At 56.0% G+C, this 26,509-nt stretch carries 27 protein-coding genes; 22 read left to right on the top strand and 5 right to left on the bottom strand.

What is annotated here, in order from left to right; all coding sequences use genetic code 11:
- Nucleotides 1-147 precede the first annotated feature (147 nt).
- Nucleotides 148-1,494 (bottom strand): PTS cellobiose transporter subunit IIC, encoded by a 1,347-nt coding sequence (locus VF709_RS11035; RefSeq protein WP_013095475.1) that lies wholly within the window; start codon nt 1,492-1,494, stop codon nt 148-150.
- Nucleotides 1,495-1,822: 328 nt separating this feature from the next.
- On the opposite strand from VF709_RS11035, the gene VF709_RS11040 reads away from it, so the two are divergent.
- Nucleotides 1,823-2,281, top strand: a complete 459-nt coding sequence (locus VF709_RS11040) for a YbaK/EbsC family protein (protein WP_013095474.1) — start codon at nt 1,823-1,825, stop codon at nt 2,279-2,281.
- 42 nt (nt 2,282-2,323) lie between these two features.
- Here the strand turns inward: VF709_RS11040 and bglJ are convergent, their stop codons facing one another.
- Together bglJ and VF709_RS11050 are read right to left on the bottom strand one after the other, a co-directional pair.
- Nucleotides 2,324-2,959 carry a DNA-binding transcriptional activator BglJ gene (gene bglJ, locus VF709_RS11045; protein WP_023621916.1) on the bottom strand — a complete coding sequence of 212 codons (636 nt, stop codon included), beginning with the start codon at nt 2,957-2,959 and terminating at the stop codon, nt 2,324-2,326.
- Nucleotides 2,956-3,693: a helix-turn-helix transcriptional regulator gene (locus VF709_RS11050; protein WP_020688833.1), complete on the bottom strand. Its 738-nt coding sequence runs from the start codon at nt 3,691-3,693 to the stop codon at nt 2,956-2,958. Before VF709_RS11050 ends, bglJ begins: the two co-directional genes overlap by 4 nt.
- A 412-nt stretch (nt 3,694-4,105) precedes the next feature.
- Between VF709_RS11050 and VF709_RS11055 the strand changes: the two genes are divergently transcribed.
- From VF709_RS11055 to VF709_RS11100, 10 genes are all read left to right on the top strand, one after another.
- Nucleotides 4,106-4,882, top strand: coding sequence for a threonine/serine ThrE exporter family protein (locus VF709_RS11055; protein WP_062729719.1), 777 nt, complete (start codon nt 4,106-4,108; stop codon nt 4,880-4,882).
- On the top strand, nt 4,873-5,346 hold the full coding sequence (locus tag VF709_RS11060; RefSeq protein WP_013095466.1) for a threonine/serine exporter: 474 nt from the start codon (nt 4,873-4,875) through the stop codon (nt 5,344-5,346). The genes VF709_RS11055 and VF709_RS11060 overlap by 10 nt, the downstream gene beginning before the upstream one ends.
- A gap of 67 nt (nt 5,347-5,413) precedes the next feature.
- Nucleotides 5,414-6,055 (top strand): TetR family transcriptional regulator, encoded by a 642-nt coding sequence (locus tag VF709_RS11065; protein WP_013095465.1) that lies wholly within the window; start codon nt 5,414-5,416, stop codon nt 6,053-6,055.
- 41 nt (nt 6,056-6,096) lie between these two features.
- Nucleotides 6,097-6,549 (top strand): MarR family winged helix-turn-helix transcriptional regulator, encoded by a 453-nt coding sequence (locus tag VF709_RS11070; protein ID WP_038981282.1) that lies wholly within the window; start codon nt 6,097-6,099, stop codon nt 6,547-6,549.
- An 84-nt stretch (nt 6,550-6,633) separates the two neighbouring features.
- On the top strand, nt 6,634-7,062 hold the full coding sequence (locus VF709_RS11075; protein ID WP_013095463.1) for an organic hydroperoxide resistance protein: 429 nt from the start codon (nt 6,634-6,636) through the stop codon (nt 7,060-7,062).
- Between the two features lie 148 nt (nt 7,063-7,210).
- The gene (dnaT, locus tag VF709_RS11080) at nt 7,211-7,756 is read left to right on the top strand and encodes a primosomal protein DnaT (protein WP_014830554.1); all 546 of its coding nucleotides are present in this window, start codon (nt 7,211-7,213) and stop codon (nt 7,754-7,756) included.
- Nucleotides 7,753-8,490, top strand: a complete 738-nt coding sequence (dnaC, locus tag VF709_RS11085) for a DNA replication protein DnaC (protein WP_023620778.1) — start codon at nt 7,753-7,755, stop codon at nt 8,488-8,490. The genes dnaT and dnaC overlap by 4 nt, the downstream gene beginning before the upstream one ends.
- Nucleotides 8,491-8,573: 83 nt before the next feature.
- Complete coding sequence (locus tag VF709_RS11090) at nt 8,574-9,056, top strand: DUF2501 domain-containing protein (RefSeq protein ID WP_013095460.1); 483 nt, start codon at nt 8,574-8,576, stop codon at nt 9,054-9,056.
- 271 nt (nt 9,057-9,327) lie between these two features.
- Nucleotides 9,328-11,619 (top strand): phosphatidylglycerol--membrane-oligosaccharide glycerophosphotransferase, encoded by a 2,292-nt coding sequence (gene opgB / locus VF709_RS11095; RefSeq protein WP_045295484.1) that lies wholly within the window; start codon nt 9,328-9,330, stop codon nt 11,617-11,619.
- Entirely contained in the window at nt 11,619-12,137 is a 519-nt protein-coding gene (locus tag VF709_RS11100) for a GNAT family N-acetyltransferase (protein ID WP_130626863.1), read from the top strand. The genes opgB and VF709_RS11100 overlap by 1 nt, the downstream gene beginning before the upstream one ends.
- A gap of 72 nt (nt 12,138-12,209) precedes the next feature.
- Here the strand turns inward: VF709_RS11100 and tsr are convergent, their stop codons facing one another.
- Both tsr and hpaR read right to left on the bottom strand, forming a co-directional pair.
- On the bottom strand, nt 12,210-13,874 hold the full coding sequence (gene tsr / locus VF709_RS11105; protein WP_013095457.1) for a methyl-accepting chemotaxis protein: 1,665 nt from the start codon (nt 13,872-13,874) through the stop codon (nt 12,210-12,212).
- Between the two features lie 83 nt (nt 13,875-13,957).
- Complete coding sequence (hpaR, locus tag VF709_RS11110) at nt 13,958-14,398, bottom strand: homoprotocatechuate degradation operon regulator HpaR (protein ID WP_013095456.1); 441 nt, start codon at nt 14,396-14,398, stop codon at nt 13,958-13,960.
- A gap of 268 nt (nt 14,399-14,666) precedes the next feature.
- On the opposite strand from hpaR, the gene hpaG reads away from it, so the two are divergent.
- The 11 genes from hpaG (at nt 14,667) to VF709_RS11165 (ending at nt 26,353) form a co-directional block, all read left to right on the top strand.
- On the top strand, nt 14,667-15,944 hold the full coding sequence (gene hpaG, locus VF709_RS11115) for a 4-hydroxyphenylacetate degradation bifunctional isomerase/decarboxylase (RefSeq protein WP_149896533.1): 1,278 nt from the start codon (nt 14,667-14,669) through the stop codon (nt 15,942-15,944).
- Complete coding sequence (gene hpaE / locus VF709_RS11120; RefSeq protein WP_013095454.1) at nt 15,941-17,407, top strand: 5-carboxymethyl-2-hydroxymuconate semialdehyde dehydrogenase; 1,467 nt, start codon at nt 15,941-15,943, stop codon at nt 17,405-17,407. Before hpaG ends, hpaE begins: the two co-directional genes overlap by 4 nt.
- A gap of 1 nt (nt 17,408) precedes the next feature.
- Nucleotides 17,409-18,260, top strand: a complete 852-nt coding sequence (gene hpaD, locus VF709_RS11125; RefSeq protein ID WP_013095453.1) for a 3,4-dihydroxyphenylacetate 2,3-dioxygenase — start codon at nt 17,409-17,411, stop codon at nt 18,258-18,260.
- A 9-nt stretch (nt 18,261-18,269) separates the two neighbouring features.
- Nucleotides 18,270-18,650: a 5-carboxymethyl-2-hydroxymuconate Delta-isomerase gene (locus VF709_RS11130; RefSeq protein ID WP_038418633.1), complete on the top strand. Its 381-nt coding sequence runs from the start codon at nt 18,270-18,272 to the stop codon at nt 18,648-18,650.
- 432 nt (nt 18,651-19,082) lie between these two features.
- Nucleotides 19,083-19,886: a 2-oxo-hept-4-ene-1,7-dioate hydratase gene (hpaH, locus tag VF709_RS11135; RefSeq protein ID WP_038981112.1), complete on the top strand. Its 804-nt coding sequence runs from the start codon at nt 19,083-19,085 to the stop codon at nt 19,884-19,886.
- Between the two features lie 9 nt (nt 19,887-19,895).
- A complete protein-coding gene (gene hpaI, locus VF709_RS11140) occupies nt 19,896-20,693 on the top strand; it encodes a 4-hydroxy-2-oxoheptanedioate aldolase (RefSeq protein ID WP_440231581.1) in 798 nt (265 codons plus the stop codon).
- Between the two features lie 21 nt (nt 20,694-20,714).
- Nucleotides 20,715-22,061: a 4-hydroxyphenylacetate permease gene (gene hpaX / locus VF709_RS11145; RefSeq protein ID WP_013095449.1), complete on the top strand. Its 1,347-nt coding sequence runs from the start codon at nt 20,715-20,717 to the stop codon at nt 22,059-22,061.
- Nucleotides 22,062-22,070: 9 nt separating this feature from the next.
- The gene (gene hpaA / locus VF709_RS11150; RefSeq protein WP_187170849.1) at nt 22,071-22,961 is read left to right on the top strand and encodes a 4-hydroxyphenylacetate catabolism regulatory protein HpaA; all 891 of its coding nucleotides are present in this window, start codon (nt 22,071-22,073) and stop codon (nt 22,959-22,961) included.
- Between the two features lie 218 nt (nt 22,962-23,179).
- Complete coding sequence (hpaB, locus tag VF709_RS11155; RefSeq protein WP_013095447.1) at nt 23,180-24,742, top strand: 4-hydroxyphenylacetate 3-monooxygenase, oxygenase component; 1,563 nt, start codon at nt 23,180-23,182, stop codon at nt 24,740-24,742.
- Between the two features lie 17 nt (nt 24,743-24,759).
- Nucleotides 24,760-25,272, top strand: a complete 513-nt coding sequence (locus tag VF709_RS11160; protein WP_013095446.1) for a 4-hydroxyphenylacetate 3-monooxygenase reductase subunit — start codon at nt 24,760-24,762, stop codon at nt 25,270-25,272.
- Between the two features lie 178 nt (nt 25,273-25,450).
- On the top strand, nt 25,451-26,353 hold the full coding sequence (locus tag VF709_RS11165; protein WP_149896531.1) for a helix-turn-helix transcriptional regulator: 903 nt from the start codon (nt 25,451-25,453) through the stop codon (nt 26,351-26,353).
- Nucleotides 26,354-26,509: the final 156 nt, after the last annotated feature.

Genomic DNA, 26,509 nt, shown 5'->3' on the forward strand with positions numbered 1-26,509 from the left:
GCCGGACCAGGGCATCGCTGAATGTTCTCAGTCATTCTGAGAGCAGCGTTATCGCTTATGGTTAAAAAATTACTGGGGATCCCTCAACCCACAGGGAAAGGGAACAAACACTAAAAACGGCAACTTATGTTGCCGTTTTGCTTTTACCTAGGCCACCTGCTGATTTTCCGCTTCCGCATTACGCTGCGCTTCTTCCGCTTCCTGCTCCAGCAGCTGCTTCTCGTACACTTTAAAGAACGGGAAGTAGATGATGGCTGAGACACACGCAAGCACCACTACCAGAATGGCCGCGCGGAAATCCCAGCCCAGCGCCCATGCGGCGCCCACAGGCGCGGGTGCTGTCCATGGCACAACAGAGATCACGCGGCTAATCAGATCAAACTTCATTGCCGCCCAGGCCAGCACGGCGTTGACCATCGGTGCCAGCAGGAACGGAATAAAGAACACCGGGTTCATGACGATCGGCGTACCAAAGATGACCGGTTCGTTGATGTTAAAGATGCTCGGCACCACGCTCAGACGTCCGATGGAGCGCAGGTGCGCTGAACGGCTGCGCAGGTAGCAGAACACCAGCCCCATTGTCGCCCCCGAGCCCCCAATCACGATAAAGAACGTCCAGAACGCTTCCATAAAGATATGGGGAAGAGGCTGGCTTGCCGCCAGGGCGGTCTGGTTAGCCCCGAGATTGGTCAGCCAGAACATCTGCAGCATCCCGGAGACAATTGCCGCCCCGTGGATCCCTGCGAACCACAGTAAATGACCAATCAACACCGCCAGCAGGATGGCAGGCAGAGAATCCGCAGCGGAAACCAGCGGTTTGAAGATTGACATAATGGCCTGCGGGATCAGCATGCCAAACTGAGACTGAATCAACAAACTCAGCGGATAGAGCGTCAGTACAACCACCAGCACCGGGATCAGCAGATCAAAGGAGTTTTTGATCATCGGAGGAACCTGGTCCGGCAGACGGATACCGATATTGTGCGCTTTGAGGAAACGCATCATCTCAACGCAGTAGATTGCTACCAGAATCGCAGTAAAGATCCCCGTGCCTCCCAGGCTGTCTACGGGCAGCGTGCCTTTGGTCTTAGGTGCAGCCACCAACAGAAACGCCATCAGCGACAGCATGGCGCACATGAACGGATCTAACTGATGCGATTTCACATAGTGTTTGCCGAGGTTATAGGCAATGGCCGCACAAATATAGATGGACATAATGCCCATCGTCATATCGAACGGCGTGAGAATCTGTCCTTCAAATTGCTTTGCCATGTCCAGCCAGGCGCGCGCGAAGCCCCAGGTGGTGTCTGGCGAAAACGGTGGGTAAGCAAACACTAACAAAAATGAACCGACAATCATGAAGGGCATCGCGGAAATAAATCCGTCGCGGATAGCCATAACATGACGCTGGGAAGAGATCCGCCCGGCAATGGGACTGACGTAATTTTCAACGAAACGGAATATCAGATTAAACGCAGCATGGTTGGCAGACATAGCAGATCTCCTGTCAGACGTTCGATACGGGCGTTTTCACGCCACACGTTGTTCCATAAATCAGCTTCACAACCTTGCTGGCTCGTGTACCAGCGGTACTGCTCAGACGGAATGGTTTCATAATGTGCTCTTATTAGTGGATACAGGGGACGTTACGTCCTCAGTATTAATCTCTGATTCACGCTCTGCAACCGGTTACTGTAACCGGTTTCCGTGAATGTGAAGGCGATCCAGAAATCGGCCATGTAGGATATTTGTTACTTAAGAGATATTTACAGCAGATAAATTCTTATGACAGATTACGCAGGATATTTGTCAGGAGGAAACAATGAGTTTGCAGTCTGTACAGCAGTTTTTTGCCGACAACGCGCCGGATATTGAAATCATTGAACTGAGTCAGAGTACCGCGACCGTTGCGCTGGCTGCTGCCGCTCATCGCGTTGAGCCGGGACAAATCGCCAAGACGTTATCGCTAAAAGTAAAAAATGAGGTGATTCTGGTAGTGGCGAAAGGCGATGCGCGTCTGGACAACAAAAAACTGAAAGATACCTTTGGTGCAAAAGCGCGCATGCTCAGTAGTGATGAAGTGGTGACGATTACAGGCCATCCCGTCGGGGGAGTCTGTCCGTTCGGGCTGGAAAACCCACTTTCTGTTTACTGCGATATTTCGTTAAAACAGTACGCGGAAGTGCTGCCCGCCGCAGGTGCCATCCACAGCGCCGTGCGCATTTCTCCAGACCGGATGGCTGAGCTGACGTCCGCAAAGTGGGTCGATGTATGCATTTAATTGATGTGCCAGAAGTTATCTGGCGCATCAAAAAATCACCGATTATAAAAATGCCGGCGAGCCCGACACCGAACAGCGCATGTCTCTTGCCGGAAGATGGGTAAGAATATCCGCCGCATCAAGCAACCCTACGTCAGAATTCACCCCCAGTTTCACCATCGCATTAAACTTGTGCGCGCGGATGGTTTTAATATTGCGTTCAAGTTGTTCCGCGATTTCAGGGATAGAAAACCCGAAAGACATATACCGCAATATCGCCCGCTCCGTTGGGCTTAACAATCTGTTTTGATTGACATACCAGTGGTTCAGCATATTGTCATTGATATGATGCGTCTCTCTCAATAGCACCACCAGCTCCTCCTGCAGGTGGCTCAGCGGTACCGATTTACTCACAATGCCATGCAGACGAGAAGGCGACAGATGGCTTATCAGGCGCGCTTCCATGTCATCAGACGCAAGTACAATTCGCTGAATATCGCTATGGGTGAAAGCGAGATCCCGCAGGGAAGCCAGGCAGTTACGACGCTCCTCACGCGCATCCGAGAGCGAATAGATCACCGAGAAAAAAGAGATATTGGTCAGCGCCTTTTTAAAGCTTTCGAACTGACTGAAGAGGTGCAGTCGATAATGGCTGAGCATCGGCATCGCAAAAAGATGCTGCAGCCCAACGGCACTCATTGTGCAATTTTCGATGACAGCGATATGTCCTGGTGTATCGGTTTTTTCCATTCCTCATACTCTCCATAGGCTGACATTAAACTCAGCTCTCTCATTCCCTGTGCACTGTTAATCCAGGCGTACATATCGGCATTGCTGCGCAGCGACAACCGTCGCATCGCACTGTTTTTCTGCGCACTGATTGTTTTGTTGCTCTTCTTGAGCAGGGTAGCAATTTGGTTAATTCCCCAGCCCTTACCTAGCAGGCGTAACACTTTTCGTTCAGAGTGGGTCAGCGCAACAAACGGTTCGTCTTCGGTTTCCGCCTCGGCGGGTTCAGGAGACAATAACGTCTGGCTTATCCTCTCTGCCCGCTCGCTACCTGCACGAATAGCATTAATCACGCCTTCAATCGGCTCCATTTCAGAAAGCAACGTGCTTTCCGGGCGCATAAGCAGTTCCACTGCAATGGGATAAAGGGGACGAGAGACCATAAAAATCCAGTGAATATCCCGGTATTGGTTCAGTAAGTTGTAATATTCTTCTAACGTTCCCCGGGGTTTCCTGTATTCACCTGAAATATCAGCAATAATGACATTAGCCCGGCGAAGCTGAAGTAACGTTAACTCCTGCAGCGAACGACAATAAGTCAATTCAAATTCTGGGAAATGGTTTGCCATAACGCTGCCTAACCCGTTTTGCATAACGGGTACCCTGCTAATAACTACGCCATGTTTACCATTCAATGACAACATAGACCCTCCGTGTCCATTTTTCATTTGATGAGTAGCGTCTAAACGCATCAAGATTTATGTTTTTTCGTCCCTGAGTGTAGACTGATTAATACAAGCAGAAGATGAGATATGTTCTTAGCTTAAGAAAGGCCTAAAACAACGCTAATATCTCACAAAGCGCAATTAAATTTAATTGCAAGAGCATTAAAATAATGAAAATATAAAATAAGAATAACTTAATATAAATATTCTATATTTCGACTCATACAAATTCATCGTATTTATATTTAAACCTCATTCTCTTTCGCGAACCGGGCTGCAACTGTTTGCAGGAATCTTGATCTGACCCAGAGCAAGGGATACCGCACTCTGTGCTAAAAGTAAGCATCAGGGGCCAACAGGCAAGCGACTCACCAACACTTCGGGACACTACATGCAGGCAGAAATAACGATGCAGCGTGCCACCACGCGGCTGTGTATTCAGTGCGGACTTTTCCTGCTCCAGCACGGGGCGGAAAGCGCCCTGGTCGAGGAGCTTTCGACGCGTCTGGGGCTGGCATTGGGGATGGATAGCGTCGAAAGCGCGATTTCATCGAACGCTATCGTGCTGACCACCATCAAAGATGGCCAGTGCCTCACCTCTACCCGTAAAAACCACGACCGCGGCATTAATATGCATGTGGTAACCGAAGTGCAGCACATCGTCATTCTGGCTGAACATAAGCTGCTCGACCTGAAAGAGATAGAAAAACGGTTCAACCAAATTAAACCCCTACGTTATCCGCGCTGGCTGGTGGTGTTGATGGTGGGGTTATCGTGCGCCTGTTTTTGTAAGCTCAATAAAGGGGGCTGGGACGGCGCGTTCGTGACCTTCTGCGCCAGCAGCATCGCCATGTATGTACGCCAGGTACTGACGCACCGGCAGTTGCACCCACAAATTAACTTCTGCATCACCGCGTTTGTTGCCACCACGGTGTCGGGGCTGCTGCTGCGCCTGCCGCAGTTTGCCAACACGCCCACCATCGCCATGGCCGCCAGCGTGCTCCTGCTGGTTCCGGGCTTCCCGCTGATTAACGCCGTTGCCGATATGTTTAAAGGGCACATCAATACCGGTCTGGCGCGCTGGGCGATTGCCAGCCTGCTTACGCTGGCAACCTGTATCGGCGTAGTGATGGCCATGACGCTGTGGGGGTTACGCGGATGGGCGTGATAACGTTTCTGCTGGCACTGATGCAGGACATGATCCTGGCCGCCATTCCCGCCGTCGGCTTTGCGATGGTCTTCAACGTCCCGCAGCGCGCTTTGCCATGGTGTGCGCTGCTGGGCGCCATCGGTCATGGCTCGAGAATGATCATGATGACCGCTGGTTTTAACATCGAGTGGTCAACTTTTATGGCCTCTATGCTGGTCGGCAGCATTGGTATTCAGTGGTCGCGCTGGTATCTGGCGCACCCTAAGGTGTTCACCGTCGCGGCCGTCATCCCGATGTTCCCCGGCATTTCAGCCTATACGGCCATGATTTCAGCGGTAAAAATCAGCCACTTTGGCTACACCGAGCCACAAATGATCCTGCTTCTGAGCAACTTTCTTAAGGCCTCATCTATTGTTGGCGCGCTCTCGATCGGGTTGTCGATCCCGGGGCTGTGGCTTTACCGCAAACGCCCGCGCGTTTGATGTTTGTGTTATTTCGCTGCCATGGGGATAATCTTTCTATTCCGTTTAGTGACGATAAGGAAAGGATGTGGCAAACCCTGGCAGCGAACTCCCGGAGCACAGTGAAGAATCCAGCCTGAAGGAAAAAATCTTTCAGAGCGCTATCGCCCTTTTTGCCGAATATGGGTTGAACGGCGCCCGCATGGAGCAGATCGCAGAGAAAGCAGGCACCACTAAACGGATGGTGGTTTACCATTTTAAGAACAAAGAAAATCTTTACCTTCTCGTTCTTGAGTACGTCTACACCCGGATCCGCGCCAGTGAAAAAGCGCTCAGCCTTGCAGACATACCGCCGGTTGAAGCGCTGGTGCACCTGGTGGAAGCCACCTTTGACTACCACGCAGACCACCCGGATTACATTCGTATTATCTGCATGGAGAACATGCAGCGTGGTCGCTTTATGCAGCAATCCAGCTACCTGCGCCAGGTCAACCGCAGCGCGCTCGATCTGCTCGACGATATCCTGCGGCGCGGAAAAGAAAAGCAGCTGTTCAGCCAGTCTGTTGACCCGCGGGATCTTCACCGCCTGATCAGCAGCTTCAGCTTCCACTATGTTGCCAACAGCTACACCTTTACGCTGCTGTTTGAAGAGGGAGCAGACGAGCAGGCTCAGCGCCAGCACTACCGGAAAATGGCCGTTCAGGTGGCGCTTCGTTATACCTGTCCATAAAATTGCTTGCAATTATATCGTGCACTATCTATATTCAACTCATGAACGCAAAAACGAACGACACCACCAACGCGCTTCTGCTGGATAACCAGCTCTGTTTTGCCCTCTATTCGGCAAACCTGGCGCTTAACAAGCTGTACCGGCAACTGCTGGCGCCGCTGAACCTGACCTACCCGCAATACCTGGTGATGCTGGTACTGTGGGAGCAGGATGATATTACGGTGTCGGACATCGGTGAGCGGCTGTTCCTTGACTCTGCCACCCTGACGCCGCTGTTGAAGCGTCTGGAAAGCGCCGGGCTGATCAACCGTCAGCGTTCGCGTAAAGACGAACGCCAGGTCGCCGTCACGCTGAGCGATGCGGGACGTGAGCTGCAGCAGCAGGCCTCCGGGATCCCTCACGCGGTGGGATGCGCAGCGCAATGTGACACTGACACCATGCTGGCACTCAAGCAGCAGCTTGAAATTTTGCGACATCAGTTACATCACGCGTAAGGCTATACTTTACGCGTATTTATTTACCCAAATACATCGCGTGCTATTTAATAGCGCACACTAACGTAAAATGAGGAACCTGCCATGTCTTTAGAAAAAGTTGTCTACACTGCCAAAGCAAAAGCGACCGGAGGCCGTGACGGCCGAGCAACCTCTTCCGATGGCGTCCTGGACGTCAAACTGGGTGTGCCAAAAGAGATGGGCGGCATGGGGGGCGAAGTGACCAACCCTGAACAGCTGTTTGCTGCCGGCTACTCTGCCTGTTTCCTGGGGGCGATGAAATTTGTGGCTGCGCGCGACAAATTTACGCTGCCAAAAGAGGCCTTCATTGAAGGTGAAGTGGGAATTGGTCCACTGCCAACCGGTTTTGGTATCGAAGCCAAACTGAACATTCACGTTGAAGGCATGGATCCTGCAGAAGCCAAAAAACTGGTGGATGCGGCGCACATTGTGTGCCCGTACTCTAACGCGACCCGCGGCAACATCGACGTGACCCTGAATATCATCGCGTGATAAATGCCTGATGGCGCTGCGCTTATCAGGCCTACGACTGTAGCCCCGGTAAGCGCAGCGCCACCGGGGAAATCCCCTCCATTCCCTCATCCTCTCTGTGCTACCATAAGCCCATATCACGCCCGTAGTAATCAGTAGAGAAAGCGTTATGTCCTCCAGAATTCTGACCACCAGCATTGCTGGTATTGATGCCTTTATGCGCGATCCCCGCGGTGTGTTGACGCACGCCGAAGGCGGCACGCTTGCAGTGTTGGCCGATAACGCCCCGGCGTTTTACGCCCTCACCCCGGAGCGTCTGGCGCAGCTTCTGGAGATAGAAGCGCGGTTGTCGCGCCCGGCAAGTGACGTCACGCTCGATAACCAGTTCTTTGAAGAGCCGGGTAACGCCCCCGTCACGGTGCCGATGGGGAAATTTGCCCTGTACGCGGGCTGGCATCCGGATGTGGATTTCCAGCGGCAGGCGGCATTGTGGGGCATTGCGCTGACGCAACCGGCTACCCCTGAGGAGCTTGCCGCCTTTATTGCCTGGTGGCAGGCAGAAGGCAAAGTCTTTACCCACATTCAGTGGCAGCAAAAGCTCGCCCGCCATCTGCAAATTAACCGCGCCAGCAATAACGGCCAGCCAAAACGCGATATCAACGCTTTTTCAGAACCGGATAAACAGATCCCTAATGGATTCCGAGGTGCGAAATGAAAAACGTCGGCGACCTGATGAAACGACTGCAAAAGATGATGCCAGCCAATGTGAAACCTGCCTTCACAACGGGTGAAGAACTTCTGGCGTGGCAAAAAGAACAGGGTGAGATCCGCGCTGCCGCCCTCGCCCGCGAAAACCGGGCGATGAAAATGCAGCGTACCTTTAACCGCTCCGGTATTCGCCCCCTGCATCAGAACTGCTCATTCGATAACTATAAAATTGAGACCCACGGGCAGATGAACGCCCTGGCCGCCGCCCGGCAGTACGTGGACGAATTCGACGGCAACATCGCCAGCTTTATCTTCAGCGGTAAGCCCGGCACCGGTAAAAATCACCTGGCCGCCGCCATCTGCAACGAACTGCTTCTGCGCGGGAAATCGGTGTTAATCATTACCGTGGCCGATATCATGTCTGCCATGAAAGATACCTTCAGCAACCGTGAAACCAGCGAAGAGCAGCTGCTTAACGATCTGAGCAATGTGGATTTGCTGGTTATTGACGAGATTGGTGTTCAAACCGAATCCCGCTATGAAAAGGTGATCATTAACCAGATTGTCGATCGCCGCTCTTCTTCCAAGCGTCCCACCGGCATGCTGACCAACCACAATATCGACGAGATGACCCGCTTACTGGGCGAGCGCGTGATGGATCGCATGAAGCTGGGCAACAGCCTCTACGTCATCTTTGACTGGGAAAGCTATCGCAGCCGCGTCACCGGTAAAGAGTATTAAGACAGTTCCAGGAATCGCCGCCGGAGCGGAGGTATATACTGGACCCCTTCCGGCCCAAAACGGACCTTTTTGAGAAAGCCATTATGAAAAAACAGATTCTTTTCAGCACACTTTTAGGCGCCCTGCTGGTCACCGGCATGGCCCATGCCGCGTCATGGCAAGAGTCCCTCTCCAGCGCCGCCAGCGAACTCACCAAAGAGAGCGGCAGCACTCAGGGCGGGCTGTCAGCCTCTTCCCTCACCAGCCTGCTGGGCAATAGCTCCCAGAGTCTGAGTGCCGGCACCATGAACAACGCAGCAGGCATCCTGGAATACTGTGCGAAGCAAAAGCTGGCTTCCGTGACCGATGCGCAAAATGTGAAAAACCAGGTGCTCGGTAAGCTGGGTCTGGACACCCAGGAGCAGAAAGCCGACACCAACTACATGGACGGCATTCAGGGTCTGCTGAACGCGCAAAATGGTCAGCAGCTGAATCTGAGCACCCTTGGCAACTCATCTCTGGCGAAACAGGTGAAAACCAAAGCCTGCGATCTGGTGCTGAAACAAGGCGTTAATTTCATCTCCTGATCGGCCCCATTTCCTGCCACAACACGCCGCGTTTAATACGTTAGTCTTGCAACGCGGCGTGAAACCGGCATTTTTCCCCTTCTGCCCTCGTCTCAGCATCCGTACAGCAGGATGCGACCGCCTTCAAAAAAACGATTTTCTAAACCAATTCCTAACAACGGCACACTTTCGTGACACTAAAATTGCAGCTTAGCGACATCACCATTACATTGTATTACCCAAAAAATAATCAATTAGCCAGCGAAGCACCTGGCGTCATGAGGATATGCTGTTGTCAGAGTTAATGTCCCTTGCCCTTTTTCTGGCCTCCATCGGCGTTTACGCCTGGAAAGCTGGCCGTAACACCTGGTGGTTTATCGCCACGCTGGTGGTGCTCGGCATTTTTATTGTTTTAAACATTACGCTCTACGCCAGCGATTACTTTACCGGAGACGGGATAAACGATGCGGTGCTCTACACCCTGACCAATAGCCTGACGGGCGCGGGCGTGGGTAAGTATATCCTCCCCGGTCTGGGGCTGGTGCTGGCGCTGGTGACCATTTTTGGCGCGCTCGCCTGGGTGCTGCGCCGCCGCCGTCATCTTCCGCACCATCATGGCTACAGCCTGCTGGCGCTTTTCCTTGCGCTGGCCTCCGTGGATGCCAGCCCGGCATTTCATCAGATCACCGAGCTGGTGAAATCCCAGTCGCGCGACGGTGACCCGGATTTCGTGGCGTACTATAAAGAGCCATCGAAAACGATAGCCAACCCGAAGCTTAATCTGGTGTACATCTACGGCGAGAGTCTGGAGAGGACCTATTTTGATAACGACGCCTTCCCGAACCTGACGCCGGATCTGGGCGCGCTGAAAAACGAAGGCCTCGACTTCAGTCACACCATGCAGCTGCCCGGCACCGACTACACCATTGCCGGAATGGTCGCCTCCCAGTGCGGCATTCCTCTGTTTGCCCCCTTTGAAGGCAACGCCTCAGCTTCAATGTCGAGCTTCTTCCCGCAGAATATCTGCCTGGGCGACATACTGAAAAACTCCGGTTACGAGAACTATTTTGTCCAGGGGGCCAACCTGCGCTTTGCCGGGAAAGATGTGTTCCTGAAATCACACGGGTTTGATCATCTGTACGGCTCAGAAGAGTTAAAAACGACCGTCGCCGACCCCACTTACCGCAACGACTGGGGCTTCTACGACGATACCGTGCTGGAGGAGACCTGGAAAAAATTCGAAGAACTGTCCCGCGCCGGGAAACGCTTCTCCCTCTTTGCCCTGACGGTAGATACTCACCATCCTGACGGTTTCGTCTCGCGCACCTGCAAGCGCAAACGCTACGACATTGACGGAAAAGATAATAAATCCTTCAGCGCCGTCACCTGTAGCCAGGAGCATATCGCCGCCCTTGTTCAGAAAATCAAAACCTCGCCCTGGTTCAAAAACACGGTGATCGTGGTCTCTTCAGACCATCTGGCGATGAAAAACAGCGCGTGGGATCAGCTGAACAAACAGGATCGCAGCAACCTGTTCTTCGTTCTGCGCGGCGACAAACCGCAGCAGGAGGTAATCGCCACCAAGCGTAATTCGATGGATAACGGCGCCACGGTGCTGGATATTCTTGGCGGTGACAACTTTATTGGCCTGGGCCGCAGCACGCTGTCGGGACAATCGCTGTCCGAAGTGTTCCTCAACATGAAGGAAAAAATCCTCGCCTGGAAGCCGGATATCATTCGTCTGTGGAACTTCCCGAAAGAGATGAAAGACTTCACTATCGATCAGGATAAAAAAACGATCGCCTTCTCAGGCAGCCACTTCCGGCTGCCGCTGCTGCTGCGCGTGTCGGATAACCGCGTTGAGCCGCTGCCTGAAAGCGAATACTCGGCGCCGCTGCGCTTCCAGCTGGCGGAGTTTGCCCCGCGTGATAACTTTGTCTGGGTCGATAAGTGCTACAAAATGGGCCAGCTCTGGTCGCCGCCGCTGGCGCTGTCGACGGACTGGTGCGTCTCTCAGGGGCAGCTTGGCGGGGAGCAAACCGTGCAGCACGTGGACAAGCCAGTATGGAAGGGCAAAACCGCCTTCAGGGATACGGTTATCGATACCGCCCGCTATCAGCGCAACATTGATATGCTGAAAATCGTCGACAACGATATTCGTTATAAAGCGGACAGCTTCATCTTCAACGTCGCCGGTGCGCCGGAAGAAGTTAAACAGTTCAGCGGTATCTCTCGTCCGGAGTCCTGGGGACGCTGGTCCAACGCACAGCTGGGCAATGAGGTAAAAATTGAGTATGCCCACCCCTTGCCGCAGAAATTCGATCTGGTGATCACCGCCAAAGCGTATGGCGCTAATGCTAACCGCCCTGTTCCGGTACGGGTGGGCGACAGCGAGCAGACGCTGACCCTTGGCAACGAAGTCACCACCACCACGCTGCATTTCGATAATCCTTCACGGAGTAATACCCTGGTGATTGTGCCGCCAGAGCCGCAATCCACCAATGAAGGCAATATTCTCGGCCACTCACCGCGCGAGCTCGGGATTGGCATGGTCGAAATTAAAATCGTGGGTAACGCAGGCTAATGCGTGTCGGCCTTAACATCACCGTTCGCCCAACACGCCCCGGTGACGTCACCGCCCTGCCCGCCATTGAACGCGCGGCGGGCGAGCGTTTCCGGGACTACCCGGAACTCGCCTGGCTTGCAGAGGGCGAGGTCATTTCCGCTGAGCAGCATCTCGACTACGCCGAACGCGGACTGAGCTGGCTGGCGCTGGCCAACGACCAGCCGGTCGGTTTTATCCTCGCAGAATTGCACGTTTCGTCGCTGTTCATCGTGGAGCTTTCGGTGCATCTGGACTGGCAGGGAAAAGGGATCGGCCGACGGCTCATCGCCTGTGTCGCTGACCAGGCCCGCAAAAGGGGGCTGGCATCGCTGACGCTGACAACCTTCCGGGACGTGCCGTGGAATGCGCCGTTCTATGCGCGGCTGGGGTTTGAAATGATAACGACGCTGACGCCTGAACTGCGTGAAAAACGCGAAGAAGAGATGGCGCACGGTTTAGCGTATGACGCTCGCTGTGCCATGCGCCTGCCTCTGTAATATCGTCCGACGGCGCACCGTCATTGCGTAGGCCGGGTAAGGCGTAGCCGCCACCCGGCACCACATACGGCGTTAGAAGGTTTCCCAGTTATCGCCCGCATCCGCGGTCGCCGGTTTACGCATCACCACCGGTGCAGCAACGCTTTTGGCAGCGGCAAACTCACGTGCTTTCATCTGCTCCTGCTGAATACGGAACACCGCGACGGCCTGCGTCAGGCGGCTCGCCTGCTCTTCCAGCGCCGCAGCGGCAGCAGCAGACTCTTCCACCAGCGAGGCGTTCTGCTGAGTCACGCGATCCATCTCCGCCACCGCCAGACCAACCTGATCGATACCGCGGCTCTGCTCATCAGAGGCAGAGGCGATTTCGCCCATGATATCGGTCACGCGGGTCACCGCATTAACGATTTCACCCATCGTTTCACCGGCGCTTTCCACCAGCGTTGAGCCCACTTCCACACGACCGACGGAGTCTTCTATCAGGCTCTTGATCTCACGGGCAGCCTGGGCACTGCGCTGGGCCAGGTTACGTACTTCACCTGCCACGACGGCGAATCCGCGCCCCTGCTCACCCGCACGTGCAGCTTCAACCGCCGCGTTCAGTGCCAGAATATTGGTCTGGAAGGCAATACCGTCAATCACGCTGATAATATCGGCGATTTTCTGCGAACTGCCCGCGATGTCGCGCATGGTTTGCACCACGTTATCCACCACTTTCCCGCCCTTCTGTGCGGTTTCAGACGCGCTCAGCGCCAGGTTGCTCGCCTGGCGGGCATTCTCGGCGTTCTGCTTCACGGTCGCCGTCAGCTGCTCCATGCTGGCTGCGGTCTCTTCCAGGGAAGCGGCCTGCTGTTCAGTACGGGAAGAGAGATCGTTATTGCCCATCGCGATTTCGCTCGCGCCGCTGTAGATAGCGTTTGCGCCGTTACGCACGTCACCAACGGTACGCACCAGTTCGCTCTGCATATGACGCAGCGAGTCGGCCAGTTCACCCATCTCGTTAGCGCCTTCCACTTCAATGCGCTTCACCAGATCGCCGCTGGCGATATGGCGGATGTTGTCGATGAGACGGGTCAGCGGAGAGATCAGCGCCTGCTTGATACCCAGCCACACGCCCACGATGACCACCAGCACAACCATCAGCACGCTGATCAGCACCCAGATCGCCTGGCTGTAAGAGCTGTTGCTGTTTTCCACCGCCATCTGATACAGCTTGTCGTTCTGCAGCAGGTAGTTCACATACTGCTTCTCAAAACCATCCTGATAGCTCTGGGTAGGCTGATCGAAGAAAGCGTTAATTTTGCCTGCCCCCAGCAGCTGAATCAGCTCCGCCAGCGCGCCGTGATAAATATCGTAGTTACGCTTAATTTCCATCGCTTCAGCGTCGCTCTGACGCGGATCGCGCGGCAGGGCTTCGTAGGCGGCCCAGTTTTTTTCCGCCTGTTTCAGTGACACAGAGGCAATTTGCATCAGATCGTTCACGGTCGCGCCGCTGCCGATATTGTTCTGATCCATCATGTAGCGGATGCCCGCGCGGTTCAGGGTGTTACGGGTTTGCAGCAACGCCACCCAGCTGGCGTTCAGCGTGGATTGTTGCTGGCGAATGGTTTGCAGGACGGTGAAATTCTCTTTGTCATGCTTCAGGGCATTGAAGAAAAGACCACCGGAGGTCAGTTGTAAAAGGCCAAATATCGCTAAAACCAGCATTAAGCTGGTGACAATCTTGATACGGTTTAACATGTTTTCTCTTCCTTCAGACAGATACAGAATTTTCGGCCTGGAAAGGGAAAACTTTACGAAAATCATCCTTTAATTTGTGGTTTTTACTCTTCGTCACGCGCTGCGTTATGGCGGTTTCCCAGCGCGATAAACTCCTCAAGCAGCGCCGTCAGCTGTTTCATCTTCTCCGGCGTATATTCCGCCTCTATCTGCTGGTACGCCTCTTCCACCTGCGCCTGAGCGTGCTCGTACAGCGCGTTGCCCTCTTTGGTCAGCGACACGTACAGTTTGCGCTGGTCATTGACCGGTTTTAAGCGCAGCACCAGACCGTCGCGCTCCATGCGCGTCAGAATGCCCGTCAGGCTCGGGCGCAATATGCAGGTCCGAAACGCCAGATCGTGAAAATCCATCGAGGGATGTTCAGCCAGTACACGCACAATGCGCCACTGCTGCTCGGTCAGGTTATGCCGCTTCACAATTGGTCGGAAGTAGGACATTGCCGCTTCCCGCGCCTGCAACAGGGCGATAGTTAAAGAATCATGCATAGCCACTCCCGCTTATTGTTAACAAGTAAACAATTCAAAATCGCTGTTTTAATCAACTGCTTTTTGACCATCGGAAAGTCTAACAGAAACAACAGCACTTTATTAACACGATGATAAATATATCATTTTAAACGAAAATGTAAATTTATTGTTATTCATATCACAAATATTTCACTTCTGATTGCGAAATAATCAGCAAAAGCATAAAACCAGATCATTAACATATTAACAAAATCAACGCCGGCGTTCCGGCCTGAGGAGTATGTCAATGAAAGGTACCGTTTTTGCCGTGGCGCTGAACCACCAAAGCCAGCGCGACGCCTGGGCTGAGGCGTTTGAAAAAGCCCCCTACAACACCCCGCCAAAAACCGCGGTGTGGTTTATCAAGCCACACAACACGGTGATCCGCGCAGGTGAACCCATCCCGTTCCCGCTGGGTGAGACGGTGCTGAGCGGCGCAACCGTCGCGCTGGTGGTGGGCAAAACGGCCAGCAAAGTTCGCGTCGAGGATGCGGCGGCCTACATCGCCGGGTACGCACTGGCCAACGAGGTAAGCCTGCCGGAAGAGAGCTTTTATCGCCCGGCAATCAAAGCCAAATGCCGGGACGGGTTTTGTCCGCTGGGTGAGCTGGTCGCCGTCGACAACGTGGATAACCTGACTATCATCACCGAAATCAACGGCCGCGAAGCAGATCACTGGAACACCGCCGGGCTACAGCGCAACGCCGCCGAACTGCTGAGCGCCCTGAGCGAGTTCGCGACCCTGAATCCGGGCGATGCGATCTTGCTCGGCACGCCGCAAAGCCGCGTCGAGATCCGCCCTGGCGATCGGGTACGCATTCTGGCGGAAGGGTTCCCGGCACTGGAAAACCCGGTGGTGGATGAACGCGACGTGGCGATGGCTCAGGGCGCGCACCCTCACCCCACGCTGTTCGCCCTCGGCCTGAACTACGCCGATCACGCCAGCGAGTTGGCATTCACGCCACCGACCGAGCCGCTGGTGTTTATCAAAGCGCCCAATACCTTCAACGGCGACAACCAGACCTCGGTACGCCCGGACAACGTTGAGTACATGCACTACGAGGCGGAGCTGGTGGTGGTCATCGGCAAAACCGCGCGTAAGGTCAGTGAAGCCGAGGCGATGGATTTTGTTGCGGGCTACACGGTCTGTAACGACTACGCTATTCGCGACTATCTCGAAAATTACTACCGCCCGAATCTGCGGGTCAAAAGCCGCGACGGGTTAACCCCCATCAGCCCCAACATCGTGCCAAAAGCAGCCATTCCCGATCCGCATAACTTAACCCTGCGCACCTTCGTCAACGGTGAATTACGTCAGGAAGGGACCACGGCGGATCTGATTTTCAGCATCCCATACCTGATTGCATACCTGAGCGAATTCATGACTCTGCAGCCGGGCGACATGATCGCCACCGGCACGCCAAAAGGACTATCCGACGTGGTACCGGGGGATGAAGTGGTGGTGGAAGTGGAAGGCGTGGGTCGCCTGGTAAACCGGATTGTGAGTGAGGAGACGGCAAAATGAAAAAGATTAACCACTGGATCAACGGCAAAAACGTGGCGGGAAGCGACTACTTCCACACCACCAACCCGGCCTCCGGCGAGGTGCTGGCAGAAGTCGCCGCCGGCGGGGAAGCGGAAATCCATCAGGCCGTGGCGGCAGCAAAAGAGGCTTTCCCAAAGTGGGCCAACCTGCCGATGAAAGAGCGTGCGCGTCTGATGCGTCGCCTGGGCGATCTGATTGACCAGAACGTGCCGGACATTGCCGCGATGGAAACCGCCGACACCGGCCTGCCCATCCACCAGACCAAAAACGTGCTTATCCCCCGCGCCTCGCACAACTTTGAGTTCTTCGCCGAAGTGTGCCAGCAGATGAACGGCAAAACCTACCCGGTTGACGACAAGATGCTGAACTACACCCTGGTGCAGCCGGTGGGCGTCTGCGCGCTGGTGTCGCCATGGAACGTGCCGTTTATGACCGCCACCTGGAAGGTCGCCCCATGCCTGGCGTTGGGGAATACCGCCGTGCTGAAGATGTCTGAACTCTCGCCGCTGACCGCCGACCGTCTGGGCGAACTGGCGCTGGAGGCGGGTATTCCGGCGGGCGTGCTGAACGTGGTGCAGGGCTATGGCGCCACGGCAGGCGATGCGCTGGTGCGCCATCACGACGTGCGGGCCGTCTCCTTCACCGGCGGCACCGCCACCGGGCGCAATATCATGAAAAACGCCGGGCTGAAGAAATACTCCATGGAGCTGGGCGGCAAATCCCCGGTACTGATTTTTGAAGATGCCGACATTGAGCGCGCGCTGGACGCCGCCCTGTTCACCATCTTCTCCATCAACGGCGAGCGCTGCACCGCGGGCTCGCGCATTTTCATCCAGCAGAGCATCTACCCGGAATTCGTCAAACGCTTCGCCGAGCGCGCCAACCGCCTGCGCGTGGGCGATCCGACCGATCCGAACACCCAGATTGGCGCACTGATTAGCCAACAGCACTGGGAGAAAGTCTCCGGCTATATCCGCCTGGGCATTGAGGAGGGCGCGACCCTGCTGGCGGGCGGCCCGGACAAACCGGCCGACCTGCCCGCGCACCTGAAAGGCGGTAACTTCCTGCGCCCGACGGTACTGGCGGATGTCGACAACCGCATGCGCGTGGCGCAGGAGGAGATCTTCGGCCCGGTAGCATGCCTGCTGCCGTTCAAGGACGAAGCGGAAGGGCTACGCCTGGCCAACGACGTGGAGTACGGCCTGGCGTCGTACATCTGGACCCAGGACGTCAGCAAAGTGCTGCGTCTGGCGCGCAATATCGAAGCGGGCATGGTGTTCGTGAATACCCAGAACGTGCGCGATCTGCGCCAGCCGTTTGGCGGCGTGAAGGCCTCCGGCACCGGGCGCGAAGGCGGCGAGTACAGCTTTGAGGTGTTCGCGGAGATGAAGAACGTCTGCATCTCCATGGGCGACCATCCGATTCCAAAATGGGGGATCTAAAATGGGAAAGTTAGCGTTAGCGGCAAAAATCACGCATGTACCGTCAATGTATCTCTCTGAGCTGCCGGGTAAAAACCACGGCTGCCGTCAGGGGGCCATTGACGGGCACAAAGAGATCGGCAAGCGCTGCCGCGAGCTGGGCGTCGATACCATCATCGTCTTCGACACCCACTGGCTGGTGAACAGCGCCTATCACATCAACTGTGCGGACCATTTTTCAGGCATCTACACCAGTAACGAGCTGCCGCACTTTATCCGCGACATGACCTACGACTACGACGGCAACCCGGAGCTCGGGCAGCTGATCGCCGACGAGGCGGTCAAGCTTGGCGTGCGCGCCAAAGCGCACAACATCCCGAGCCTGAAGCTGGAATACGGCACGCTGGTGCCGATGCGCTACATGAACGCGGATAAGCACTTCAAAGTGGTCTCCATCTCGGCGTTCTGCACGGTTCACGACTTCGCCGACAGCCGCAGGCTGGGCGAGGCCATCGTCAGCGCCATCGAAAAGTATGACGGCACCGTGGCGGTGCTCGCCAGCGGCTCGCTGTCGCACCGCTTTATCGACGACCAGCGTGCGGAAGAAGGGATGAACAGCTACACCCGCGAGTTCGACCGCCAGATGGACGAACGGGTGGTGAAGCTATGGCGCGAAGGCCAGTTCAAAGAGTTCTGCAGCATGCTGCCGGAGTACGCCGATTACTGCTACGGCGAGGGCAACATGCACGACACGGTGATGCTGCTGGGTATGCTCGGCTGGGACAAATACGACGGCAAGGTTGAATTCCTCACCGAGCTGTTCGCCAGCTCCGGTACCGGCCAGGTTAACGCCGTTTTCCCGCTGCCCGCGTAAGGAGCCACCATGCCGCATTTTATCGCTGAATGTACCGACAACATCCGCGAGCAGGCCGACCTGCCGGGGCTGTTCGCCAAAGTGAACGAGGCGCTGGCCGCCACCGGCATTTTCCCCATCGGCGGTATCCGCAGCCGCGCCCACTGGCTGGATACCTGGCAGATGGCGGACGGCAAGCAGGAGTACGCCTTTGTGCATATGACGCTGAAGATTGGCGCCGGGCGCAGCCTGGAGAGCCGCGAGGCCGTGGGTGAAATGCTGTTTGCGCTGATCAAAGCGCATTTTGCCAACCTCATGGCCGCCCGCTATCTGGCGCTGTCGTTTGAGCTCGATGAACTGCACCCGACGCTCAATTACAAACAAAACAACGTACACGCGTTGTTTACGTAATTCCGTCCCCTCTCCCTTTGGGGAGAGGGTTCCCCAGTAATTTTTTTAACCATAAGCGATGAATGTTGCTTCAGGAAAATGAAAGACTTACAGCGACGCCCTGGTCCGGCTGTAAATCGCTGAGGCGTTTCCTGCAGGCCGGGTCGCCAGGGCGGCGGCGATTGAGCCGCCCTGGCACGTTCACAGGTTATGTCGTAACAGAGTAGCAAGGAACATAAAGTGAACGGAATGACCTCCACAGCCGTATGTTCCCCCTCACCCCAGCCCTCTCCCAAAGGGAGAGGGGGCCGTCTGTGCAGGCATTATTTATGGGGATCCCTCAGCCCTTTGGGAGAGGGTTAGGGTGAGGGGAAATCTCTGCGGCCCGATGCCCTCACCCCGTCCCTCTCCCACTGGGAGAGGGAGAAAACAAACATAAAACAGGATATCGCCATGCTCGACAAACACACCCATACCCTGATCGCCCACCGCCTACATCAGGCGGAGCAGTCCCGGGAGCAGATCCGCGCGATCTCGCTGGAGTACCCGGAGATCACGATTGAAGACGCCTACGCCGTACAGCGCGAATGGGTGAACCTGAAAATCGCCGAAGGCCGCGTGCTGAAAGGCCACAAGATCGGCCTCACCTCAAAAGCGATGCAGGCCAGCTCGCAGATCAGCGAGCCGGACTACGGTGCGCTGCTGGACGATATGTTCTTCCACGACGGCAGCGACATCCCCGTCGATCGCTTTATCGTCCCGCGCATTGAGGTGGAGCTGGCTTTCGTGCTGGCAAAACCGCTGCGCGGCCCCAACTGCACGATCTTCGACGTCTACAACGCCACGGATTACGTGATCCCCGCACTGGAGCTGATCGACGCCCGCTGCCACAACGTTGACCCGGAAACCCAGCGCCCGCGCAAGGTGTTCGACACCATCTCCGATAACGCCGCCAACGCGGGCGTGATCCTCGGCGGCCGTCCGATTAAGCCCGACGAGCTGGATCTGCGCTGGATCTCCGCCCTGCTCTATCGCAACGGCGTGATCGAAGAGACCGGCGTTGCCGCGGGCGTGCTCAACCACCCGGCTAACGGCGTGGCGTGGCTGGCCAACAAACTTGCCCCCTACGACGTTCAGCTTGAGCCAGGCCAGATCATTCTCGGCGGTTCGTTTACCCGTCCGGTCGCGGCCAGCAGAGGCGATACCTTCCACGTGGACTACGGCAACATGGGCTCCATCAGCTGCCGCTTTGTCTAGGAGATAACCATGCAAAACGCATTCAAAACGGCGCTGAAAGCCGGAAAGCCGCAGATTGGTTTATGGCTGGGGCTGACCAGCAGCTACAGCGCCGAACTGCTGGCGGGGGCTGGTTTCGACTGGCTGCTGATTGACGCCGAACATGCGCCGAACACCGTGCAGACCGTCTTAACCCAGCTGCAGGCCATCGCCCCTTATCCGAGCCAGCCGGTGGTACGCCCGTCGTGGAACGATCCGGTGCAGATCAAACAGCTGCTGGATGTGGGCGCGCAAACCCTGCTGGTACCGATGGTACAAAACGCCGAAGAAGCCCGTCTGGCGGTCCGTTCCACGCGCTATCCGCCTGCGGGTATTCGCGGCGTGGGCAGCGCCCTGGCGCGGGCCTCACGCTGGAACCGCATCCCGGACTACCTGCACCAGGCCAACGACGCCATGTGCGTGCTGGTGCAAATCGAAACCCGCGAGGCGCTAAAAAACCTGCCGCAGATCCTGGATGTGGACGGCGTCGACGGGGTGTTTATCGGCCCGGCGGATCTGAGCGCCGACATGGGCTTTGCCGGTAAACCTCAGCATCCGGAAGTGCAGGCGGCCATTGAACAGGCGATCGCGCAAATCCTGAGCGCCGGCAAAGCGCCCGGCATCCTGATGGCCAACGAGCAGCTGGCCAAACGCTATCTCGAACTCGGTGCGTTGTTTGTCGCCGTCGGCGTCGACACCACCCTGCTCGCCCGCAGCGCCGAAGCGCTGGCGGCACGTTTTATCGATCACCCGGTTACGTCAGTTAATAACAATAAATCCGTCTACTAAACGTAAGATCTGGAGCGCACCATGACGACCTCTACCCTGCAAGATAATAAAGCTGTTGAACATCGCGTTATAAATAAGCTGTTCCGTCGTTTGATCGTGTTTCTCTTTATCCTGTTTGTCTTTTCGTTTCTCGATCGCATCAACATTGGCTTTGCCGGGCTGACGATGGGCAAAGATCTGGGCCTCACCTCCACGATGTTTGGCCTGGCCGCGACGCTCTTTTACGTCACCTACGTGCTGTGCGGGATCCCGAGCAACATCATGCTGGCGAAGATCGGCGCCCGGCGCTGGATCGCCGGGATCATGGTGGTGTGGGGGATCGCGTCCACCTGCACCATGTTCGCCACCAGCCCGGAAACGCTCTATGTGCTGCGCATGCTGGTGGGCATTGCCGAGGCTGGCTTCCTGCCGGGGATTTTGGTCTATCTCACCTGGTGGTTCCCGGCCTATCACCGCGCCCGCGCCAACGCGCTGTTTATGATTGCCATGCCGGTAACCATGATGCTCGGCTCTATTCTTTCCGGCTACATCCTGGCGATGGACGGGCTGTGGAATCTGAAAGGCTGGCAGTGGCTGTTCCTGCTGGAAGGGTTGCCGTCGGTGGTGCTCGGCGTGGTGACCTGGTTCTACCTTAACGACACCCCGGATCAGGCCAGCTGGCTGGATGATGAAGAAAAGCAAACGCTGAAAACCATGATCGCCCGTGAGCAAGAGCTGGCGGTGGCGCATGCCGCCACGCCGCGTTCAACGCTGCGTGAAGTCCTGACTCCGGCGGTACTGCTCTATACGCTGGCCTATTTCTGCCTGACGAACACGCTGAGTGCGATCAATATCTGGACGCCGCAGATCCTGCAAAGCTTCAACACCGGCAGCAGCAACATTGTGATCGGCCTGCTGGCGGCGATCCCGCAGTTTTGCACCATCCTCGGCATGATCTGGTGGAGCCGTCGCTCCGACAGGCTGAAAGAGCGAAAAAAGCACACCATCCTGCCGTATCTCTTCGCGGCGGCGGGATGGATGCTGGCCTCGGCCACCGATCACAGCCTGATCCAGCTGCTTGGCATCATCATGGCCTCAACCGGATCGTTTACCGCCATGGCGATATTCTGGACCACGCCGGATCAGGTTATTAGCCTGCAGTCCCGTGCGGTGGCGCTGGCGGTGATCAACGCTATCGGCAACGTCGGATCCGCCGTCAGCCCGCTGCTGATCGGCATTCTGCGTGATGCCACCGGCAGCTTCAGCTCCGGGCTGTGGTTTGTCGCCGGGCTGCTGGTGGTGGGCGCGCTGGTGCTGACGCGGATCCCAATGACCCGCCAGGAAAGCCTCGGGCGCGATCCGGGGATGGCGGCACAGAAGATCCACTGAGGAGGAGCTATGTGCCAGAGCCCCGTCGCCAATATCGATATCAGCAAAGAGTACGACGAAAGTCTGGGCACCGACGATGTGCACTATCAGTCGTTCGCCCGCATGGCGGCCTTTTTTGGCCGCGACATGCAGGCGCATCGTCACGACCAGTATTTTCAGATGCACTTTCTTGATACCGGGCAGATAGAACTCCAGCTCGACGATCATCGCTACTCGGTGCAGGCTCCGCTGTTCGTCATTACCCCGCCGTCGGTGCCGCACGCGTTTATCACCGAATCCGACAGCGATGGCCACGTTCTGACGGTACGCGAGGATCTCATCTGGCCGCTGCTGGAGGTGCTCTACCCCGGCACGCGAGAAGCGTTTGGCCTGCCGGGGATCTGCCTGTCGCTGGCCGATAAGCCCGACGAGCTGGCGGCGCTCAGGCACTACTGGCAGCTGATTGCCAGGGAATCCACCGGGCAACTTCCTGGGCGCGCGCATACCCTGGTGCTGCTCGCGCAGGCGGTCTTTACCCTGCTGCTGCGTAACGCCAGGCTCGACGACCACGCTTCAGGCGGCATGCGCGGTGAGTTAAAACTGTTCCAGCGCTTTACCCAGTTGATTGACACCCACTATCACCAGCACTGGACGGTGCCGGACTACGCCTGTGAACTCCACCTGACCGAATCCCGCCTGACCGATATCTGCCGCCGCTTCGCCAACCGTCCGCCGAAGCGGCTGATCTTCGACCGCCAGCTGCGCGAAGCCAGACGGCTGTTGCTCTTTTCCGACAGTACGGTCAGCGAGATTGCGTGGCAGCTGGGCTTTAAGGATCCGGCCTATTTTGCCCGCTTTTTCAATCGCCTGACGGGTTGCTCGCCCAGCGCGTATCGGGCGCAGAAAGTACCGGTGTCGTAATCCCCCGGTGGCGCTACGCTTACCGGGGCTACGGTCCGTAGGGCGGGTAAGCGTAGCGCCACCCGCCTAAAAGCCGCACAGATCACAAAACCACATCTCACCCGAAAAGTACCTGCCGTTGTCCCAATCGTCCCTTCACGTTCCGCCCCTCTCACGCTTCAATTAAACAACAAAAACAAAACATAAATTTAACAAACCAATTCCGATACGAGGTCCCTATGAAGCCTGAAGAGTTCCGCGCTGATACCAAACGCCCGTTAACCGGCGAAGAGTATTTAAAAAGCCTGCAGGATGGCCGCGAGATTTATATCTACGGCGAGCGCGTTAAAGACGTCACCACCCATCCGGCGTTTCGCAATGCGGCGGCCTCCATCGCGCAGATGTACGACGCGCTGCACAAACCGGACATGCAGGACACGCTGTGCTGGGGCACCGACACCGGCAGCGGCGGTTACACCCATAAGTTCTTCCGCGTGGCGAAAAGCGCCGACGACCTGCGTCAGCAACGAGACGCCATCGCCGAGTGGTCTCGCCTGAGCTACGGCTGGATGGGCCGCACGCCGGACTACAAAGCCGCGTTCGGCTGCGCGCTTGGCGCAAACCCGGCCTTCTACGGCCAGTTCGAGCAAAATGCCCGTAACTGGTATACCCGCATTCAGGAAACCGGCCTGTACTTTAACCACGCTATCGTCAACCCGCCTATCGACCGCCACAAACCGGCGGACGAGGTGAAAGACGTCTATATCAAGCTGGAAAAAGAGACCGACGCCGGGATCATCGTCAGCGGCGCCAAAGTGGTTGCCACCAACTCGGCACTGACCCACTACAACATGATCGGCTTTGGCTCCGCACAGGTGATGGGCGAAAACCCGGACTTTGCGCTGATGTTCGTCGCGCCAATGGATGCCGAAGGGGTGAAGCTGATCTCCCGCGCCTCCTACGAGATGGTGGCTGGCGCTACCGGCTCGCCGTACGACTACCCGCTCTCCAGCCGTTTTGATGAGAACGACGCGATCCTGGTGATGGATAATGTACTCATCCCATGGGAAAACGTGCTGATCTACCGCGATTTCGACCGCTGCCGTCGCTGGACTATGGAAGGCGGTTTTGCCCGCATGTACCCGCTGCAGGCCTGCGTGCGTCTGGCGGTGAAGCTCGACTTCATCACCGCCCTGCTGAAAAAATCGCTGGAGTGTACCGGCACCCTGGAGTTCCGCGGCGTGCAGGCAGATCTCGGCGAAGTGGTCGCCTGGCGCAATATGTTCTGGGCGCTGAGCGACTCCATGTGTTCCGAAGCCACGCCGTGGGTGAACGGTGCGTACCTGCCGGATCACGCGGCGCTGCAAACCTATCGCGTGATGGCGCCAATGGCCTACGCGAAGATTAAAAACATCATCGAACGCAACGTCACCAGCGGGCTGATCTACCTGCCATCCAGCGCACGGGATCTGAACAACCCGCAGATCGATCAGTATCTGGCGAAGTACGTGCGCGGCTCCAACGGTATGGATCACGTCGAACGCATCAAGATTTTGAAGCTGATGTGGGATGCCATCGGCAGCGAATTTGGCGGCCGTCACGAGCTGTATGAGATCAACTACTCCGGCAGCCAGGACGAAATTCGCCTGCAGTGTCTGCGCCAGGCGCAAAGCTCCGGCAACATGGACAAAATGATGGCGATGGTCGACCGCTGCATGTCTGAGTACGACCAACACGGCTGGACGGTGCCACACCTGCACAACAACAGCGATATCAACATGCTGGACAAGCTGCTGAAATAACGCAGCGGGAGGTTTCAATGCATTCAGATGAACAACGCCTGCGTTTTCGCGACGCCATGGCCAGCCTGTCGGCCGCGGTGAATGTCATCACCACGGCGGGCGATGCCGGACGCTGCGGGATCACCGCCACTGCCGTCTGCTCGGTAACGGATTCCCCGCCGTCGGTCATGGTCTGTATCAACGCCAACAGCGCCATGAACCCGGTGTTTCAGGGCAACGGCAAACTGTGCGTGAACGTGCTCAACCACGAGCAGGAGATCATGGCTCGCCACTTCGCCGGTATGACCGGGATGGCCATGGAGGAGCGCTTTACCCTCTCCTGCTGGCAGAAAGGTCCTCTGGCGCAACCGGTGCTGAAAGGGGCGCTGGCAAGCCTGGAAGGCGAGATAAGTCAGGTGCAAACCATCGGCACGCATCTGGTTTATCTTGTTGAAATTAAAAATATCATCCTCAGTGAAGAGGGCCACGGCCTGATCTATTTCAAACGTCGTTTCCACCCGGTAATGATGGAGCCGGAAGCAGCCGTGTGATCCCCTCTCGCGCTGGCCCTCCTGAGGCCAGCGCGCCTTTCTGCAAAAATTCCTAAGGTTTCCGCTAAATCACGCCGTTATATAGCCATAAGAGAAATTTTCTGTGCCTGAATACTGACACGCTGTGTCAGTGCTACCCGCATCATTCAGCGCATACCCTAATATACAGGAAGACCTTATGGCTAAAACGACGCGGAGCCGCTCGGCTGAACGTCTGGTCGATATTCTCCTTGAGCTACATTTAAACGGTGTGATAAACCGCAGTGCGCTGATGGAGAAATTTAATATTACCGAGCGTACCGTCTACCGGGATTTAAATGCGCTCTCCCCGATTGTGGAACATACCGGAAACGGGCTATATCGGCTGATCCATTCCGCGCAATCGCCCGGCGGACAAGGATTACACCATACCCTTGCTAACTTCCTGAATGCTGATAGTTTTTTCCCCGAAAGAAACGCGGAGTTTTGGGAGAAACTCGAAAACCGCGTTGACGAAAATCATATTCTTATTCTCGCCAACGAGGCGGAGCACACGGCGGAACGTGATATTCGTCGCCATTTATCCAACATTGAAAAATCGATTAAAAACTGTAATGTTTGCCAGATCGTTTATAAAGGCAAAACCCGGCTGATTAACCCCTATAAACTCATTAACAAAAAAAATATATGGTATTTACAAGCTACCGAAAATAGCCGGTTAAAATCCTTCTCATTGAGTCAGATTCGCTGGCTTGATATTCAGAAACGCACCTTTACGCCGGACGAAAATGTGATCGGGCTGTTGGAAAACAACCTCGATCCGTGGGTATCGGAAGATACTTTCGAGGTGAAAATATTTATTAAGGATAATATTTCACACTACTTCCTGCGCCGCGATCTCCTCCCGGCACAAGAGCTGCTGGAGGAGCAACACGACGGCGTGACGCTGCGCTGTCAGGCAGCACATGAAAACCAGATCCTGCCGCTGCTGTTCTACTGGTTACCCAACATTCAGATCCTGGAGCCAGCCTGGCTTAAGGAAAAGCTGGTTAAAACGCTGGAAGGCTACCTGGGGGGGAGCGCAGCCACGGTAACCGGGTGATCTGTATCACATTATTTCTTCCGCTGGCGGCGAGCCTGAACCACTCGCCGCCCCCTTTGACCGCTCACCAGGCACTTTCAACCACTCACCCAATTTCTTCCCTTTACGCGCGCAAGCTTCTGGCACGATCGCTCCAGCATTACTCAATACCTCCTC

It is taken from the genome of Enterobacter sp. Lyrl_3 (assembly GCF_051948675.1).
GTDB classification, from domain to species: Bacteria; Pseudomonadota; Gammaproteobacteria; order Enterobacterales; family Enterobacteriaceae; genus Enterobacter; species Enterobacter cloacae.